This is a genomic window from Aceticella sp. 75b-Ac, from assembly GCF_056032965.2.
The window spans coordinates 1629891-1646722 of the sequence record NZ_CM190971.1 but is presented as its reverse complement, the minus strand read 5'-3'; the positions used below and the strand labels follow the sequence as shown (position 1 = coordinate 1646722).

Here is a 16832-nt window from a genome sequence, read left to right as displayed (position 1 = left end):
GGTTGGAGGGTATGATAATGAAATTGGTGCTGGCAATTGTTCAGGACGAAGACGTAAGAAGACTTATGGATGGACTTACTGAGAAAGATTTTAGCTTTACACGCGTGGCATCAACAGGAGGTTTCTTAAGGGCGGGAAATACTACATTGTTAATCGGTGTAAATGATGAAAAACTTGACGATGTGATAGGAATAATTGATGAAAAATGTAAAACCAGAAATAAAATAATAACCTCACCTACACTGATGGGAGGTACAGCAGATATTTTTATGCCACAGCCTGTCGAAGTGCCGATAGGCGGTGCTACGATATTTGTTATTGATGTTGAAAAATTTATCAGGGTATAGGTGAATTCAATGAGAATACAGGAAGTCAATACAGGAAAGCCGATGACAACTTCAATTGAAGAAAAAAATAAATACAGTATTAGGAATCAAAGGTTTGATGAGTTAGTTGAAAAAGAATCTAAACAGATTCGAGATGACAGGTTAAATGAGATGCTTTTGGATCTGGATAATATTTCTCAAAAATTAAAACAAAATTTGACACTTGAGAATTTGCTTTTATATAAAAAGAAGGTAAGACAATTTCTGCAAGATACAACAAGCAGGATGTTCAGGCGAGAGAAAAGGGAATATACGGATTTGACAGGTAGAAAAAGGATATATACTCTTATAGAAAAGATAAATGCACGACTGGAGGAAATGACAAAGGAATTTATACAGGATAATAGTAAAAGCATTGACCTTTTAAAAATGATAGATGATATAAGAGGTATGCTTATAGATATGTATTTATAAAGCAGATAAGGATGTAAGGTGTTGCTATAATGTATAGGATATACGGGCATGAAAAGATGGTTTCTTTATTTGAAAAAATTATTGCTGCAGGGAAGATAGCAAATGCATATCTGTATTTAGGCGAGGAGGGTTTAGGAAAAGAGTTCATGGCAAAATATTTTGCTATGATGGTAAATTGTCGTGGGAATAATAAAAAACCATGTTATGAATGTTCCTCCTGTATTCAGATGCTGTCAGGGAATCAGCCTGATATATTTATTATTAATCCTGTTGGAAATTCTATAAAAGTTGAGGAAATCAGGAGTAAAGTTATCGATAAAATCTATATAAAACCTTATGAATCAAATAAAAAGATTTTTATTATTATAGAAGCAGAGAAGATGACACAGCAGGCACAAAATTGTATTTTAAAAACCTTAGAAGAACCATCTTCATATGGGCTTTTCATATTGACTGCATCAAAAATGGAAGGATTATTACCGACTGTTATTTCCAGATGTTCGGTAATCAGGTTTAATAGGGTTGATGATGTTATAATAAAGAAATATCTTGAGGAAGAAAAGAAATTTTTGAAGGAAAAAGCAAAAGAATTTATACCGGTTATTCAGGGGAATTTTGGTATGGCAGATAAATTTTCCGATTTGGAATATATAAAAATGAGGGAAGATTTGTTTAAGCTTTTGTGTCAAATAATAACACAAAACAAATTAGAGGCATTGGACAGTTATCAATTTTTTGAAGAAAATAAAAACCGTATAAATGATATACTGGCTATAATGATGTCGTATTTTAGAGATATTATGGTTTATAAATTTACAAAAGAACAGGAATTAATTAAAAATAAGGATATAATAAGTGATATAGAAGTTATGTCGCAAAAATTGACGGGATATAGACTTAATAATATAATTAATGGGATAGAAAATATTAATAACAATTTAAAATCAAATATTAATTTTCAGCTGACTATAGAAGATTTTCTTTTAAATCTTTAGGAGGAATTATTTTGTATACTGTTGTAGGTATTCGTTTTAAAAAAGCCGGTAAAATCTATTATTTTGAGCCAAATGACCTTTCAATAAAGGTTGGCGATAATGTTATTGTGGAAACGGCAAGAGGCATTGAATTTGGAGAAGTTGTAGTAGGCGAAAGGGAAGTAAAAGAAGAAGAAATTGTATTACCTTTAAAGAAGGTTTTGAGAATCGCATCAGATGAGGATACTGAACATTATAATAATAATAAGGCTTGTGAGATAGAGGCGTATAATATATGCTTGAAAAAAATCCATGAGCATGACCTTAATATGAAATTAATAGATGTTGAATACACTTTTGATAATAATAAGATTATATTTTACTTTATAGCAGATGGACGCATAGATTTTAGAGACCTTGTTAAGGATTTAGCTTCAATATTTAAAACAAGGATTGAATTAAGACAAATAGGAGTACGTGATGAAGCCAAGATTATTGGAGGGCTTGGACCATGTGGCAGACCTCTTTGCTGTTCAACGTTTCTCGGTGATTTTGAGCCTGTTTCGATTAAGATGGCAAAGGACCAGAACCTGTCTTTAAACCCAACAAAAATTTCAGGTATTTGTGGAAGACTTATGTGCTGTTTGAAATATGAACAAGAAGTATATGAAGAAATAAGAGCCCAGCTTCCAGCTGTAGGCAGTATAATAAAAGTTAATGATAAGGAAATGAGAGTTGCAGAAGTCGATGTTGTAAGAACAAAACTTAAGGTAAAGATGAAAAACGCCGAAGGCATAGAAATATTAAAAGAGTGTTCTCCGGAAGAAGTGGTTCTTATTGAAGATAAAAAAGATGACTATGCCAATATATATGAGGAAATATTAGGGAATGATTTAAAAACCGAATAACAAAGAGTAATTCCTTCTTTTTATTCGGTTTTTTTTAAAACGGATTCTTTACATATTTTTATTTGTGCATTTCATTTTGTAAAAGTATTAATATCGGTGGTATAGCATATATGCTTAATGTTGCCGCGGCAACAATACCTGCGTCATTGAAAGCTAATGCAAAAAGCATTCCTATTATACTTCCAAAAAATCCGTAATAAATATATTCATATTTTTTGAATATATTTTTTAATATACCTGTTGGTTTATATGAAAATATAAACAGACTGATAATTGAAATAATCAGTACCCATGACCATATGGTATATCTAATTAAGGTTAGTTCCATATTTAATTTTCTATTAAATATATCAAATAAAGATTGTATGCCACCGTATTTTACTATTATTGCTGTTTGTGCCATATGTGTTTCTGTCCCAATAAACATAGAGGCAATAAACATCAAAAATAGGAGGAATGTCATTGAAATAAAAAGCAAAGTCAAATTTCTATGGTTTATCTTGACACCTAACATCATAAGAATCGTTACTCCAAATGCCATAAATCCTGTTATAAAACCGCCAATTTTTGCGCCATATCCCGGCAGTATCATTAGCATGAAAACCGCAATAAATACGGCAATACTTAGTAGCTTTACATATTTAGAATCATATTTTTGAATCAATGTCATTATACCCATTATTGTTGAGCCGATTAAAACACCCATATATTCATTTCCAATTCCATAAAATCTTGCCCCTGCAATTGCATCATAACCTAAAATAGAGTCTTTCATTAAATGTGAACCCGTAAAAATATCAAGTGCAATAGCAAAAGAAGTTAGTAAGCTTATTATCATAAAAATGTCCAATTCATTTTTAACGGATATTTTCAGCAGAGATACAAAGGCAATTGTAATTGAAATTATTAAAATAAAATCGACGTATATTGACTGTGTCCCAAATAAAGGCAGTATAAGCAGTATAAGTGGTACTGACATAATTCCGAGGATGATAGGTTTAATATACCTTAAAATCTCTATTTTCAGGAAAAACATTGTAAGGTATAGTATTAAAACTATGATTAAAAAGATTACATAACTTTTTAAAACTATAGGTCTTGCATTATGTGTTGAGACTATCGCAGTATCCAAATTATTTAAGTAGTTCAATTTGTTAGCAGAATTTATACTGCTAATTGGATGACCTAACATTTCTACGGGCAGTTTCAAATTGAAATAAGACAATATTGTTGGCGCAATGTCTGTATTTACTATTATACCCCCCCTTTTTGTCGTTTGTGATGTCGTGAGCCCATGATAATTTGGACCATCAATAATTAATGGGGTAATAAGGTTATTTGTCTTTATATCATTTCTTGATGGAAACGGTGTAGCTATAATAAGGATATCCTTTGATAGGTCTAAACTTTTGACAATATTTCCGATGAAGTTATCTGCATCAATTATGGCATTTTTTTTCAAGCGTGATGTAACATCGGAAGATGTATAGCTTGAAAAGTCATTGACCCTTGATGTATCTCCTGTATCAAATATGAAAAGCCCGCCGGATTTTTCAATTTTTTTATAATTTTCATACAATTTATCATAATCGGTTTTAATGAAAAATGGGCTGTTATTATCTTTTTTCAAGATATCGCCGCTTACATCTCCATGAGAAACACCGTTTTTATCCATGGCAATTAAGGCGGCATATCTTTTGTAAATAGTACCATTTTCATCCTTGGAGTCGGCATTTCCAAAGACATATACAGGTATATTATTTTCTTTGAGAATTTGCCCTAAAAGTCCGGGTGTTATTTGATAATTTTCCTTTTTAGAAGCTTCGATTAATTTAGATATTCCTATATTTAAGATATCGTTATTTCCAGGTGTTAAACCTGTATTAAGCCTGTATAAGGATTCGGCATTTCCATATAAATAATTTTCAAAACTATTTAATGATATCGAACTAAAATCACCTGCTGTTGAAGCCCTTGTCCCGGTTCCAATGGTGAGATATGCTGAAGACTGAATATAATCGTTTGCTGTTTGAGTATTCATAAGTCCGATTGCGCCCTCATTTATTAATTTCTGTATATTTTTTGCATTATTTTTTAAATAATCATTTAAATTTACTCTGTCTATTATAACTAAGACAGCTTTTTTATTGTTTTGTGGTATTGATGCCGAATATGCTGAATTTGATGAAAGAGAAAAAAATATTACAAGCATCAAAAATGAAATAATTAATTTTTTCAAAGCTAAACACATCCTTTTGCTAAAGTACACTTTTTATTATAACATAAAGTATTATTGTATATATAAAGCTATTATATAGTATACTTTGCTTTAATTTATTTTTCAATACAATTTATAAAGAAACGCTTATATGATAAAATATTAAAGAGGTGTTTATCGTGATAGAAAATGGAGAAAGAATTGATGATTTAAACCTGAAAGGGCTTTTAATTATCCAGCATGAGGCAAAATTCAAATTTGGAATGGATGCTGTATTGTTAGCTAACTTTGTGCATGCTAAAAAGGGGGATAAAATAATTGACCTTGGCTGTGGAACAGGAATAATACCGATTTTGATAGCTGGAAAAACCTCAGATACATATATTTATGGTGTAGAAATACAGAAGGATATTTCTGATATGGCATCAAGAAGCGTAAAACTAAACAAATTTTCAGATAGGATACAGATAATAAATGAAGATATACGAAAGATACCGGAGATTTTGGGATATGAAAAATTTGATATTGTAACGTCAAATCCTCCATATTTGCCAATTAAAACAGGATTTGATAAAAAAAATGAGCATGAGAACATTTCGAGATATGAGATAAACGGCGATCTTGAAGACTTTATAAAGTCGGCATTTCGGCTTTTGAAATTCGGTGGCAAATTTTTTATGGTTCATCGTGCAGACAGGATTGCAGATATCATGTACAATTTAAGAACATATAATCTTGAACCTAAAAAAATAAGATTTGTTCATCCTTATGTTAATGATAAACCTAATATTGTCCTAATAGAGTCTAAAAAGGGTGCGAAAAAGGGGACGGATATTATGAAGCCTTTATTTGTATACAAGGAAAATGGTGAATATACTCAGGAATTATTAGATATATACGGAAAGAATACAATTATGGAGGTTTGACATATGTATAGCTCAGGTGTTTTATATTTGTGCCCGACACCAATAGGAAATCTTGAAGATATAACATTAAGAGTACTTAGGATATTGAAAGAGGTTGACTTAATTGCTGCTGAGGATACGAGGCAGACCCTTAAACTTTTGAATCATTTTGATATAAGAAAACCATTAATAAGTTATCATGAGCATAATAAGGCATCATGCGGCGCAAAATTAATTGATGAATTGAAAACAGGAAAAAATATAGCCTTGGTATCTGATGCGGGTACACCGGGTATATCTGACCCCGGTGAAGATATAGTAAAACTGTGTATAAAAAATGACATAAAGGTTATTCCGCTTCCCGGTGCTTCTGCATTAATCACAGCCCTTATTGCATCAGGGCTTGATACGCGGGAATTTGTTTTTGAGGGATTTTTGCCGTTAAAAAAGAAGGATAGATATGAAAAACTCAGAAGGATTTCGGAGGAAAAAAGAACCGTTATTATTTATGAGGCACCTCATAGATTAATTGATACGTTGTTTGATTTGAAAAATTATGTAAAAGATAGAAATATTGTTATTGCAAGGGAACTTACTAAAATTCATGAAGAATTTATCAGAGGGCATATCGATGATGTTATAAAAAAGGTGGAAAATGGTGTAAAAGGTGAAATTATAATATTAATAGAAGGATATAAAGAAGTTATAAAGATGAGTCCGGAAGAATTATTGAGTAAATATATAGAAGAGGGAATTGATAAGAAAACAGCAATAAAATTAACAGCTCAAAAGCTTAATATTCCAAAGAGGGAAGTTTATAAGCTTACTATTTAAATTAATTGCATATTGACTTTATAAGGCATATAATGTTTAATAAACATTATATCAATATAGTTTCAGGGTGGTTTTATAATGGAGTCTTTTAAAAAAATTAAGCAGGTACTTATTCTGATTTTGTTTTTAAATTTGCTTGTTGCATTTTTAAAAATGTTTTATGGTTTTTATATAAATAGCACAAGTTTGATTGCAGATGGTTATCATTCATTTTCAGATAGTTCTGGGAATGTTATTGGGCTTATTGGAATTTGTTTTGCATCAAAGCCGGAGGATGAGGACCATCCATACGGGCATAAAAAATTTGAAACCTTTGCTTCTATTTTTATATCTGTGATGTTATTTGTTGTAAGTTTTGATATACTTAAAAATGCTTATGCAAGGTTTTTAAATCCAATAGAACCAAGAGTTACGATTGAAAGCCTACTAATAATGATTTTGACACTAACAATAAATGTATTTGTCTTTACATATGAGTACAAGCAAGGGATAAAATTAAAAAGCGATATACTTATTTCAGATTCATTGCACACAAAAAGCGATATTTTTGTCTCTGTATCTGTATTAATAACATTGCTTGCTTTGAGATTTGGGATTACACCATACATTGATCCGGTTATGTCAATTTTTATATCGATTTTTATTATAAGAGCGGGTATTAAAATAATAAAACACAGTTCAGATATTTTATGTGACAGGATTGTTGTTGATTCAAAAAAAATACATGATATAGCGGTAGGCATTAAAGGGGTTTTAGCTTGTCATCAGATAAGAAGCAGAGGAAGGGAAGATGACATTAATATTGACCTTCATATAATGGTAGCACCTGATAATGATATAAAAACAGCTCACGATATATCCAGTGAATTAGAAAAAAAACTGAAAAAAGAAATTCCCGGGGTCGGAAAGGTTTTAATACACATAGAACCATATGAAAACAATGAGTTTCATATGGACAAATAAAAATAATAGAAGGATATACCTTCTATTATTTTTCACTTTTTAAATCTTCAAGGCATTTTTTGCAAATATTTTTTCCCTTATAATTTACTACATCTTCTGCATTACCGCAAAAAATACATGCCGGCGCATACTTTTTCAGTACGATTTGCTCGCCGTCAACATAAATTTCAAGAGAATCCCTTTCAGCGATGCCTAAGGTCCTTCTCAGTTCTATTGGGATGACAACTCTTCCCAATTCGTCAACCTTACGTACAATTCCTGTGGATTTTAACATTTTCTCCCCTCCTAAATTTTACAAAATCCGACAAATTTTTTTCATATAATATAATACCAACATTTGAAAAAAAAGTCAATACTTTTTTATCATTTTTTTTAAAATTTAACATAAAGTTTTACAGAATAGGGAGGGATACAATTTGATAAATTATATTTGGTTTTTTATGATAGGCGTGGGTATTGTAATTGCAATAATAAATGGCAGGATGGAAGAGGTTTCAAAAGCTATAATTGATTCTGCACAATCTGCAGTGACAATATCAATAGGGCTTATCGGCATCATGACATTATGGCTTGGTATAATGGAGATTGCAAATAAAGCAGGTTTAATGGCATTATTATCTCGCGTCTTAAAACCTTTTATATTAAAATTATTTCCTGAGGTTCCTGAAGACCATCCGGCTATTGGGGCAATAATCATGAATATTTCTGCAAATATGCTGGGACTTGGCAATGCTGCAACACCTTTCGGTATAAAAGCAATGGAGTATTTACAACAGTTGAATCAAAAAGACAGTGCTTCTAATTCAATGTGTACCTTTCTTGTAGTAAATACAGCATCTGTACAATTAATACCAGCCATGATGGTGGGAATACGCGCTTCACTGGGAGCAAAAAATCCTGCTGATTTTGTACCTGTTGTGCTTTTGTCTAGTACAACTACCTTGATTTGTGGTATCATAGCAGTAAAATTCTTAGAAAAGCAGGATATTTTTAGGCAATAGTAAATATGTAGCTTTAAGATTATGGAGGGCTTATTGTTATGGTAAAAATAATATCCGATTGGCTTATACCTCTGATTATATTTTTAATTCCTTTATTCGGCATCATCAAGAAGGTAGAGATATATGAAGTTTTTGTTGACGGGGCTAAAGATGGTATAAATATAGTAATAAAGATTTTTCCTGCCCTTCTTGCTATGTTGGTGGCAATAGGCGTATTAAGAGCATCAGGGGCATTTGATTTACTTGCAAAGGTTTTAATGCCTATAACCGTAAAACTTGGTATACCTGCAGAAGTATTACCATTAGCAATCATACGTCCATTATCAGGAAGCGGAGCGCTGGGAATTACAACAGAACTAATAAAATCTCATGGAGCAGATTCTTTTATATCAAGGCTTGCATCTGTTATGTACGGTTCAACTGAAACAACATTTTATGTTCTTGCCGTTTATTTTAGTTCTGTCGGGATAAAAAAAATGAGACACTCTGTTATAGCGGGAATTTTTGCGGATATAGTTGCGGTACTTGCATCTGTTTTTTACAGTAGACTATTTTTTTAAACTAATATTTGTTATAATATAATCATAATCAAATTGATTTGTATTTTTTAAAGATTTTTAATGAATAAGTAGGTGTTTGTATGTCAATAATTTGCAAGCTCATTGATAAACTTGACATATATACCAATAAGGTATATATCGTTGGTGGTACATTAAGGGATAAGATATTAAAAAAAGAAATAAATGATTATGATTTTGCTGTTGAAGGAGATGTTTCTCAGATTGCAAAGATTGCAGCGGAAAAACTCGGAGGCACATATGTTCCATATGGGCAAGACAAGGGTACATATAGGGTAGTTGTTAAAGATATTGTAATGGATTTTTCCAGTTTAAAGGGTAATGACATTTACGAGGACCTTTTACATAGGGATTTTACGATAAATGCCATGGCTTTGAGATTAAATGATTATTTTGAAGTAAAATGTATAATAGACCCCTTTGGTGGAATGAGGGATTTATGTGATAAAAAAATAAGATGTGTCGGGATAAGAACCTTTCCAGAGGATCCTTTAAGAATGCTCAGGGCTATCAGATTTTCAGCTGTTTTAAGATTCAATATAGATGAAAAAACAAAGCTTAGAATTAAAGAAAATGCAAAATTAATAAGTGATATATCTTCAGAAAGAATAATGTATGAATTATATACAATCTTAAAGGTAAAAAATTCTTATCAATATTTAAGAATGATAGATGATTTAACTCTTATGGATTATATCTTCCCCGAAGTTAAAGAGATGAAAGAGATGGGCAAATGTTATTATCATCTTCTTGATGCATGGCACAATTCAATAAAAACAGTTGAAGAATATGAAATAATTACAGAATATCTTAAATTCCCTAAGGGGATTTTAGAAATGATAAGTGAGTATTTAAATAGAGAATTATCAGCAGGGAATAAAATTAAAGATGTTTTAAAGCTGGCAGCTTTATTTCATGAGATTGGAAAAACAAAATCCATTTATATAGATACCAATAATCGTATTCATTTCTATCATCATGATAAAAGAGGCGGAGAAATTTTATCCAGTCTAACAAAAAGGATGAAGATGGGGAAGAAAGAGGCACTTCTCATAAAGAAGATGGTATTATACCATGTACAGCCATTTATAATCTATACAAAAGGGTTTTCTAATAAGCAAATTTTTAAATTATTTTCAGACCTTGAGGATAATTCTATTGGATGTCTTTTGCTGTCACAGGCAGATATTGCCGCATGCAAGAACTCAATAAACAGAACAAAAGATGCGGAACGTTATAGAAATTTTATATTGCAGATGTTTAGAAAATATATGATTTTTAAAGAAACAGAAGAGCCTTTGCTTTCCGCTCTTGATATTATAGGTAATTTTGATTTAAAGAATAAAAAAATATTAGGGCAGATTTTATATGAAATAAGAAAAAATAGGTTTTATGGTGAAATAGAGGATAAAAATGATGCTATAAGGTTTGTTGAAGAAAGAATGAAAATAGAGAAAATATGATATGTTGCTTAATGACATATACAGTTTGATGTATATTAAATTAAACAATACAAATAATATTAAAAAATACTATTAATTATTGACTTTATTAATACATTAATATATACTTCATGTATGAAGAGGCATCTTAAAAGGATGGGTAAACCCTTCACGGCAGCAGTGGGCTTGGACACCCCGCTTGTGTACCGTTGGAACTTTCATCAAGATTTCATGGGGAGTACGAAGCCCGCCAATTTATTGGAGATGTAGTTCACGGTGTAAGGTAGTCAGATTCGCCCCTATTATGGGAGGCGGTTTTTTTTATAGAAGGAAACTTAAAAGCTTGTTTTTAATTTTAGGACAAAGGGAGGATATATTTATGGAAAAAACATTTTATATAACAACACCAATTTATTATCCAAGTGACAAACTTCATGTAGGACATTCATATACAACCGTAGCTGCAGATGCGATGGCACGCTTCAAAAGGCTTACAGGTTATGATGTAAAGTTTTTAACAGGCACCGATGAACATGGTCAAAAGATACAAAGGAAAGCCAAGGAAAAGGGTGTGACACCAAAGCAGTATGTAGATGATATCGTAGCAGGCATCAAAGATTTGTGGAATACAATGGATATAAGCAATGACCTTTTTATTCGCACAACGGATAAGCAGCATGAGGAGATTGTACAAAAAATCTTTACTAAGCTATATGAAAAGGGTGATATTTATAAAAGTGAATATGAAGGCTGGTACTGTACACCATGCGAAGCGTTCTGGACGGAAAGACAGCTTGTAAATGGCAATTGTCCTGATTGTGGGAGACCTGTTGAACTTGTGAAGGAAGAAAGCTACTTCTTCAAGCTTTCAAATTATGCTGACAGGCTTTTAAAATATTATGAGGAGCATCCGGATTTTATCCAGCCGGAATCAAGGCTTAATGAGATGGTAAGCTTTATCAAATCAGGTCTTGAGGATTTATGTGTAACAAGAACCTCCTTTGATTGGGGCATAAAGGTTCCTTTTGATCAAAAACATGTAATATATGTATGGATAGATGCATTATCAAATTATATAACCGCATTGGGTTATTCAACAGACCATGACGAGGATTTTAAAAAATATTGGCCTGCCGATGTGCATCTTGTTGGAAAAGAAATTGTAAGATTTCATACAATAATATGGCCGGCAATGCTTATGGCATTGGATCTACCGCTTCCCAAAAAAGTTTTCGGACATGGATGGCTTATACTTGAAGGCGGCAAGATGTCAAAATCAAAAGGGAATGTAGTAGACCCCAAAGAACTTGTAACAAAATACGGTGTTGATGCTATCAGATATTTCCTTTTAAGAGAAGTTCCCTTTGGAGCAGACGGGGTTTTCTCAAATGAAGCACTAATAAACAGGATAAATTCTGACCTTGCAAACGACCTTGGAAATCTTTTAAGCAGAACGGTAACTATGATTGAAAAATATAATTGCGGGATAATACCAGAGAATAAAGTTTATGATGCAATAGATGAGGAGCTTAAATCAATGGCTCAGCAATTGCCTGCTGATGTTGAAATCTATATGGATAAACTTCAATTTTCAAATGCCTTAATTGAAATATGGAAGCTTGTAAACAGGGCGAATAAGTATATTGATGAAACAATGCCGTGGATTCTTGCAAAAGATGAAAATAAGAAGGACAGGCTTGGGACAGTGCTTTATAATTTAGCAGAGGTACTGAGATTTATAAGTATATTGATAATGCCATTTATGCCTAATACCCCCAATGAAATATTTGAGCAGATGGGCTTTGATGAAACCATGAAGACGTGGGGGAGCTTGAAATTCGGTTTATTAAAACCGGGCATTAAGGTTAAGAGAGGTAAAAATATATTTCCAAGAATAGAAGTTAAAAAAGAGGTTTCAGTGAAGGAAATTAAAGAAAATTATATAAAAATAGATGATTTTGCGAAGGTAGAATTAAGAGTAGCCGAAGTTATGAAGGCTGAAAAGGTTAAAGGAACAGATAAGCTCATAAAAATACAGTTAAAAGTCGGTGAAGAAGCAAGGCAGGTTGTATCAGGTATAGCCTCTTATTATTCACCAGAGGAGCTTATCGGCAAAAAACTTGTACTTGTGTATAACTTAGAACCCAAGAAATTAAGAGGAATTGATTCTCATGGGATGATACTTGCAGCCTCAAATGAAAACAAGCTTACACTTTTAACAGTTGATAAAGATATAGAAAGTGGTGCAAAAATAAAGTAGGAGGAAGATAAAATGCTTGTTGATTCACATGCGCATCTTGAAGATGAAAAATTTAATGATGACAGGGAAGAAATTATAAAGAGGTGTCAAAAGGAGCTTACATTTTTGATAAATGTAGGTTCTAATATTGATACATCAAAAAAATCCATTGAACTTTCAAAAAAATATGATTTCATATATGCATCTGTCGGTATACATCCACAGTATTCTCAACATGAAATAAACAAAATAAACATGATAGAAGAATTTGCAAAAAATAAGAAGGTTGTTGCCATAGGGGAAATAGGTCTTGATTATCATTATGAAGAACCAGCAAAAGAATTTCAAAAACAGGTATTTACAGAACACATAAGGCTTGCTAAGAAATTAAAGCTGCCTGTTATTATACATGATAGGGAAGCACATAAAGATGTACTGGAGATTATAAAAAAAGAGTGGGATAAAGAACTAAAAGGTGTTTTTCACAGCTATTCGGGAAGTGTTGAAATGGCTTTTCAATGTATTGAGATGAATTTTTACATTTCACTTGCCGGACCTGTTACATTTAAAAATGCAAGAAAGACAGTTGAAGTTGCTGAAAAAATTCCAATAGATAAATTATTAATAGAAACAGATAGTCCATACCTTACATCGGAGCCTTTACGTGGAAAAAGAAACGACCCTACAAATGTAAAATATGTGGCTAAAAAAATAGCTGAAATCAGAAATAAAAACTTTGAAGAAATATCTGAAAAAACCGCAGAAAATGCTCGAAGATTATTCACTATCAAAATATAAGCAAAAAACAATGTGAAACATATACTAATATTATGGTGAGTAAAATATTTTATAATGCATATAATAAAATATAAAGTAAACAATGAAATAAATAGGATAATATATCAAAAAAGTTAAATATTATCAAAATATTTGACAAATACAATAAAGTACTTTAAAATTATAAAAGACTCCCCAATAAAAATATTAGGAGGTTTTGCAATGAATAAAGGCAACCTTAGAAAGTGGCTGGTCGAATCAAAAAATGTAATAAAAAAACCGGCTGCTGTTCTAACATTGGCTGCATTGGTGATTTTAGTAATAAGTATTGCTGTATACGTTAACTTGAAGAAACAGGTTACAGTAGTAGATGATGGCAAATCAACGGTTGTTACAACATTTCAAAATACAGTAAAAGACTTGTTAAATGACAAACATATAGCTCTAAGGAGGGAGGATTTAGTATTACCCTCATTGGATTCTAAATTAAGGCAGGGCATGAAGATTACCATTAAAAGGGCATTTCCAATTACAATTCATGTGGATGGGAAAAATCGAATATTATATACAGCTGCACCAAAACTTAAAGACGTTTTAAAAGAGAATAAAATTGTATTGGGTTCATATGATAAAATCAGTATGCCTATTGATAGTAGCACATACAAAGGAATGGATGTAGTAATAACGAGGGTAAAGGAAAAATTACTAACACAGGAGGAAGATATACCATTTTCAACAGAAACCAAGACAAATGATGATATGCTAAGAGGACAAACAAATGTTATTCAGGAGGGACAGACAGGTAAAAAACAAATAACATTAAAATTAATTTATGAAGATGGTAAAGAAGTTGCCAGAAATGTGGTAAATGAAACCATATTACAAAATCCTGTAACAAAAATAGTTCAGGTTGGTACACTTGGTTTGATTACGACATCAAGGGGAGAAAGTTTTAGATATCGTGAAATGAAAACCATGGTTGCAACCGCTTATGACTATAGTACAGGAAGTATCACAGCTACAGGAGCATGGGTGCGTAGAGGGATAGTTGCAGTAGATCCAAACGTTATACCCATAGGGACCAGATTATATATAGAGGGGTATGGACCTGCCGTTGCTGCAGATACAGGAGGTGCGATTAAGGGGAATATAATTGATGTGTTCTTTCCCTCAAGCGAGGAGTCATGTAACTGGGGAAGACGTACTGTAAATGTATATATATTAAAATAGACAGGTTTAAAGCCTGTCTTGTTTTTTGAGGTGATGAAAGTGAGAGTAAGAGGATTTGATACTAAAAAAAGTCTGGGGCAAAATTTTATAATGGATAAAAATATATTGGCTAAGATTGTTGATTACTCAGGTGTAAATTTGGATGATAATGTAATAGAAATCGGAGCCGGACTTGGTACACTTACAGTTGAATTGGCTAAAAGGGTGAAAAAGGTTGTAACATTTGAAATTGATAAAGAGGCTGTTCTAAAGTTAAATGAGAATGTAAAAGGCTTTAATAATATAATAATCATTAATAAAGATATAAGAGAAGTAAATTTAAAAGATATAATTAATACATATTTTGAAGGGAATAAATGCAAAGTAGTAGCGAATTTACCTTATTATATTACTTCTTATATAATTATGTATTTATTACAATCTCAATTAATTGAGGAAATAACAATACTGATACAAAAAGAGGTGGCTGATAGGATATGTGCACTTCCAGGCAGTAAAGAATATGGTGTATTAACTATTGCAGTTAAGTATTATGCAAAGCCTGAAATATTATTTAGTTTACCGCCGGAGGTTTTTATTCCAAGACCTAAAGTCAGTTCAACACTTATAAAGCTTAACCTGCTTAAAAACCCTTCTGTTTCTGTAAAAGATGAGAAACTATTTTTCAGGATTGTAAAAGCAGCATTTGGGCAGAGAAGGAAAATTATAAGCAATTCTTTAAATTCAATTGGACTTGGGAAAAATATAATTTTAGAAGCTCTTAGAAGATGTGGAATTAATGAAAAACAAAGAGGAGAAACAGTTTCAATAGAGAAATTTGCCGATCTTACAAATATAATTTTTGATATAATGAATATGTAATATTAATCCCCAAATTTTCATAATATATATTGCTAAAAGTATATTTGAAATAAGGGGGATATTATAAAATGCCGTTAAAAAGGAATATATACAAAAGAACCTATGTAATGTTTCAGGAGGAAGAGAAAGGGTGCGCATTTGATGAAGATAAAGAATTATCAGGTTATCTTAAAGTAGAAACAAGGGGCAATAAGGGAAGAATAACGGCTTCTTTTCAAAATCTCAATCCTGAATTTACGTATAATATCAAAGCTTTCAAGGATTATGATATACCTGTAGTAGTGGATTTTGGGGCGATAAGGATAGACAGTAAAGGAAGGGGAGGTGCAGAATGGACATTTGATGCGGATAATATTCAAAATACAGGCACAAAGTTAGAGGAGTTGTCGGTGATGTTTGTTGAAGCTGATATTGGAAGGGAAAAATTAATTCCACTCTCAAGTATATTGGATAAAAGGAGATTTAATTGGAAAACATTATATAAGAAATTACAGATAAAAAATGATAATAATATTAATGAACCAAAGGAGTTGTCATTTGAAGAGGTTGAAGAAGTTAAGGATTCGAAAGATGAAGTTGAAGAAAATAATTTTAACGAAGAAACAGAAACTCAATTTATTGTAACTGATAAAATTCCAGATGGGTCTACAAAAGTTGAAAATACCGTCAAGAAAAGCAAAGGTTTTGAAATTGGAGATGAGGGAGGTAATAACGGATATATAAAATACTTGAGAGAGTATGTTAACAATATCATAAACTATCTTGATGAAGTTCATCCATTTGAAAAAGATTTTAAAGGATATAGATGGTGGAGAGTAAATACGAGTTACAGAGATGGTAATTATGACCATTATCTTGTAGGATTTGCAAATGACGATAGGGGAAAGTTGAAATATATTATATATGGGATGCCTGGTTTTTTTACCCTGTCAGATCAACCTTTCAGCGGCATGACAGGATTTGTCTACTGGAAACCTATAAAAGAAAATATGAGAGGCAGCCATGATGAAGGATATTGGTTATTGCATATTGATGCTAAAACGGGGCAAATTGCAGTACCGAATGGACCTACACCCCCACCTATGATATAAAAGCGTAGTAG

Annotated in this window: 17 protein-coding genes; 15 read left to right on the top strand and 2 right to left on the bottom strand. The window is 31.9% G+C overall.

The annotated features are described in order from the left end of the window. The first annotated feature begins 17 nt into the window (after positions 1 to 17). From darA to AC0LWJ_RS08425, 4 genes are read left to right on the top strand one after another with little or no spacing between them, the layout of a single operon-like run. Entirely contained in the window at positions 18 to 347 is a 330-nt protein-coding gene (gene darA / locus AC0LWJ_RS08440; protein WP_474239331.1) for a cyclic di-AMP receptor DarA, read from the top strand. A 9-nt stretch (positions 348 to 356) separates the two neighbouring features. After that, on the top strand, positions 357 to 800 hold the full coding sequence (locus tag AC0LWJ_RS08435; protein WP_474239330.1) for a YaaR family protein: 444 nt from the start codon (positions 357 to 359) through the stop codon (positions 798 to 800). Positions 801 to 829: 29 nt separating this feature from the next. Next, positions 830 to 1795 carry a DNA polymerase III subunit gene (locus AC0LWJ_RS08430; protein ID WP_474239329.1) on the top strand — a complete coding sequence of 322 codons (966 nt, stop codon included), beginning with the start codon at positions 830 to 832 and terminating at the stop codon, positions 1793 to 1795. An 11-nt stretch (positions 1796 to 1806) separates the two neighbouring features. Continuing rightward, positions 1807 to 2682: a PSP1 domain-containing protein gene (locus tag AC0LWJ_RS08425; protein WP_474239327.1), complete on the top strand. Its 876-nt coding sequence runs from the start codon at positions 1807 to 1809 to the stop codon at positions 2680 to 2682. A 58-nt stretch (positions 2683 to 2740) separates the two neighbouring features. On the opposite strand, the gene AC0LWJ_RS08420 is transcribed toward AC0LWJ_RS08425, so the two are convergent. Further along, positions 2741 to 4921 (bottom strand): alkaline phosphatase family protein, encoded by a 2181-nt coding sequence (locus AC0LWJ_RS08420; RefSeq protein WP_474239325.1) that lies wholly within the window; start codon positions 4919 to 4921, stop codon positions 2741 to 2743. Between the two features lie 158 nt (positions 4922 to 5079). Between AC0LWJ_RS08420 and AC0LWJ_RS08415 the strand changes: the two genes are divergently transcribed. The 3 genes from AC0LWJ_RS08415 to AC0LWJ_RS08405 all read left to right on the top strand — a co-directional run bounded on the left by AC0LWJ_RS08415 (position 5080) and on the right by AC0LWJ_RS08405 (position 7602). Continuing rightward, on the top strand, positions 5080 to 5826 hold the full coding sequence (locus tag AC0LWJ_RS08415) for a tRNA1(Val) (adenine(37)-N6)-methyltransferase (protein ID WP_474239324.1): 747 nt from the start codon (positions 5080 to 5082) through the stop codon (positions 5824 to 5826). A 3-nt stretch (positions 5827 to 5829) separates the two neighbouring features. Continuing rightward, positions 5830 to 6639: a 16S rRNA (cytidine(1402)-2'-O)-methyltransferase gene (gene rsmI / locus AC0LWJ_RS08410; protein ID WP_474239322.1), complete on the top strand. Its 810-nt coding sequence runs from the start codon at positions 5830 to 5832 to the stop codon at positions 6637 to 6639. Between the two features lie 78 nt (positions 6640 to 6717). Further along, positions 6718 to 7602 (top strand): cation diffusion facilitator family transporter, encoded by an 885-nt coding sequence (locus AC0LWJ_RS08405; protein WP_474239320.1) that lies wholly within the window; start codon positions 6718 to 6720, stop codon positions 7600 to 7602. Positions 7603 to 7627: 25 nt separating this feature from the next. Here the strand turns inward: AC0LWJ_RS08405 and AC0LWJ_RS08400 are convergent, their stop codons facing one another. Beyond that, positions 7628 to 7876, bottom strand: coding sequence for an AbrB/MazE/SpoVT family DNA-binding domain-containing protein (locus AC0LWJ_RS08400; protein ID WP_474239318.1), 249 nt, complete (start codon positions 7874 to 7876; stop codon positions 7628 to 7630). 142 nt (positions 7877 to 8018) lie between these two features. On the opposite strand from AC0LWJ_RS08400, the gene AC0LWJ_RS08395 reads away from it, so the two are divergent. The 8 genes from AC0LWJ_RS08395 (at position 8019) to AC0LWJ_RS08360 (ending at position 16821) form a co-directional block, all read left to right on the top strand. Beyond that, entirely contained in the window at positions 8019 to 8603 is a 585-nt protein-coding gene (locus AC0LWJ_RS08395; protein WP_474239316.1) for a nucleoside recognition domain-containing protein, read from the top strand. Positions 8604 to 8641: 38 nt separating this feature from the next. After that, positions 8642 to 9163, top strand: a complete 522-nt coding sequence (locus AC0LWJ_RS08390) for a spore maturation protein (protein WP_474239314.1) — start codon at positions 8642 to 8644, stop codon at positions 9161 to 9163. Positions 9164 to 9243: 80 nt separating this feature from the next. Further along, positions 9244 to 10644 carry a CCA tRNA nucleotidyltransferase gene (locus tag AC0LWJ_RS08385; RefSeq protein ID WP_474239312.1) on the top strand — a complete coding sequence of 467 codons (1401 nt, stop codon included), beginning with the start codon at positions 9244 to 9246 and terminating at the stop codon, positions 10642 to 10644. A gap of 358 nt (positions 10645 to 11002) precedes the next feature. Next, positions 11003 to 12883: a methionine--tRNA ligase gene (metG, locus tag AC0LWJ_RS08380; RefSeq protein ID WP_474239310.1), complete on the top strand. Its 1881-nt coding sequence runs from the start codon at positions 11003 to 11005 to the stop codon at positions 12881 to 12883. 12 nt (positions 12884 to 12895) lie between these two features. Next, positions 12896 to 13660, top strand: a complete 765-nt coding sequence (locus tag AC0LWJ_RS08375; RefSeq protein ID WP_474239308.1) for a TatD family hydrolase — start codon at positions 12896 to 12898, stop codon at positions 13658 to 13660. Positions 13661 to 13861: 201 nt separating this feature from the next. Next, positions 13862 to 14869, top strand: a complete 1008-nt coding sequence (locus AC0LWJ_RS08370; RefSeq protein ID WP_474239306.1) for a resuscitation-promoting factor — start codon at positions 13862 to 13864, stop codon at positions 14867 to 14869. 39 nt (positions 14870 to 14908) lie between these two features. Beyond that, positions 14909 to 15730, top strand: a complete 822-nt coding sequence (gene rsmA / locus AC0LWJ_RS08365; RefSeq protein WP_474239351.1) for a 16S rRNA (adenine(1518)-N(6)/adenine(1519)-N(6))-dimethyltransferase RsmA — start codon at positions 14909 to 14911, stop codon at positions 15728 to 15730. 68 nt (positions 15731 to 15798) lie between these two features. After that, positions 15799 to 16821, top strand: coding sequence for a hypothetical protein (locus tag AC0LWJ_RS08360; protein ID WP_474239304.1), 1023 nt, complete (start codon positions 15799 to 15801; stop codon positions 16819 to 16821). Positions 16822 to 16832 lie beyond the last annotated feature (11 nt).

Excerpts from the sequence above, each read along its gene's own strand:
- AC0LWJ_RS08385 (WP_474239312.1), top strand. The coding sequence starts at position 9,244 with ATGTCAATAATTTGCAAGCTCATTGATAAACTTGACATATATACCAAT.
- AC0LWJ_RS08400 (WP_474239318.1), bottom strand. The coding sequence starts at position 7,876 with ATGTTAAAATCCACAGGAATTGTACGTAAGGTTGACGAATTGGGAAGA.
- AC0LWJ_RS08370 (WP_474239306.1), top strand. The coding sequence starts at position 13,862 with ATGAATAAAGGCAACCTTAGAAAGTGGCTGGTCGAATCAAAAAATGTA.
- AC0LWJ_RS08405 (WP_474239320.1), top strand. The coding sequence starts at position 6,718 with ATGGAGTCTTTTAAAAAAATTAAGCAGGTACTTATTCTGATTTTGTTT.
- darA (WP_474239331.1), top strand. The coding sequence starts at position 18 with ATGAAATTGGTGCTGGCAATTGTTCAGGACGAAGACGTAAGAAGACTT.
- metG (WP_474239310.1), top strand. The coding sequence starts at position 11,003 with ATGGAAAAAACATTTTATATAACAACACCAATTTATTATCCAAGTGAC.
- AC0LWJ_RS08435 (WP_474239330.1), top strand. The coding sequence starts at position 357 with ATGAGAATACAGGAAGTCAATACAGGAAAGCCGATGACAACTTCAATT.
- AC0LWJ_RS08360 (WP_474239304.1), top strand. The coding sequence starts at position 15,799 with ATGCCGTTAAAAAGGAATATATACAAAAGAACCTATGTAATGTTTCAG.
- AC0LWJ_RS08430 (WP_474239329.1), top strand. The coding sequence starts at position 830 with ATGTATAGGATATACGGGCATGAAAAGATGGTTTCTTTATTTGAAAAA.
- rsmI (WP_474239322.1), top strand. The coding sequence starts at position 5,830 with ATGTATAGCTCAGGTGTTTTATATTTGTGCCCGACACCAATAGGAAAT.
- AC0LWJ_RS08390 (WP_474239314.1), top strand. The coding sequence starts at position 8,642 with ATGGTAAAAATAATATCCGATTGGCTTATACCTCTGATTATATTTTTA.
- AC0LWJ_RS08375 (WP_474239308.1), top strand. The coding sequence starts at position 12,896 with ATGCTTGTTGATTCACATGCGCATCTTGAAGATGAAAAATTTAATGAT.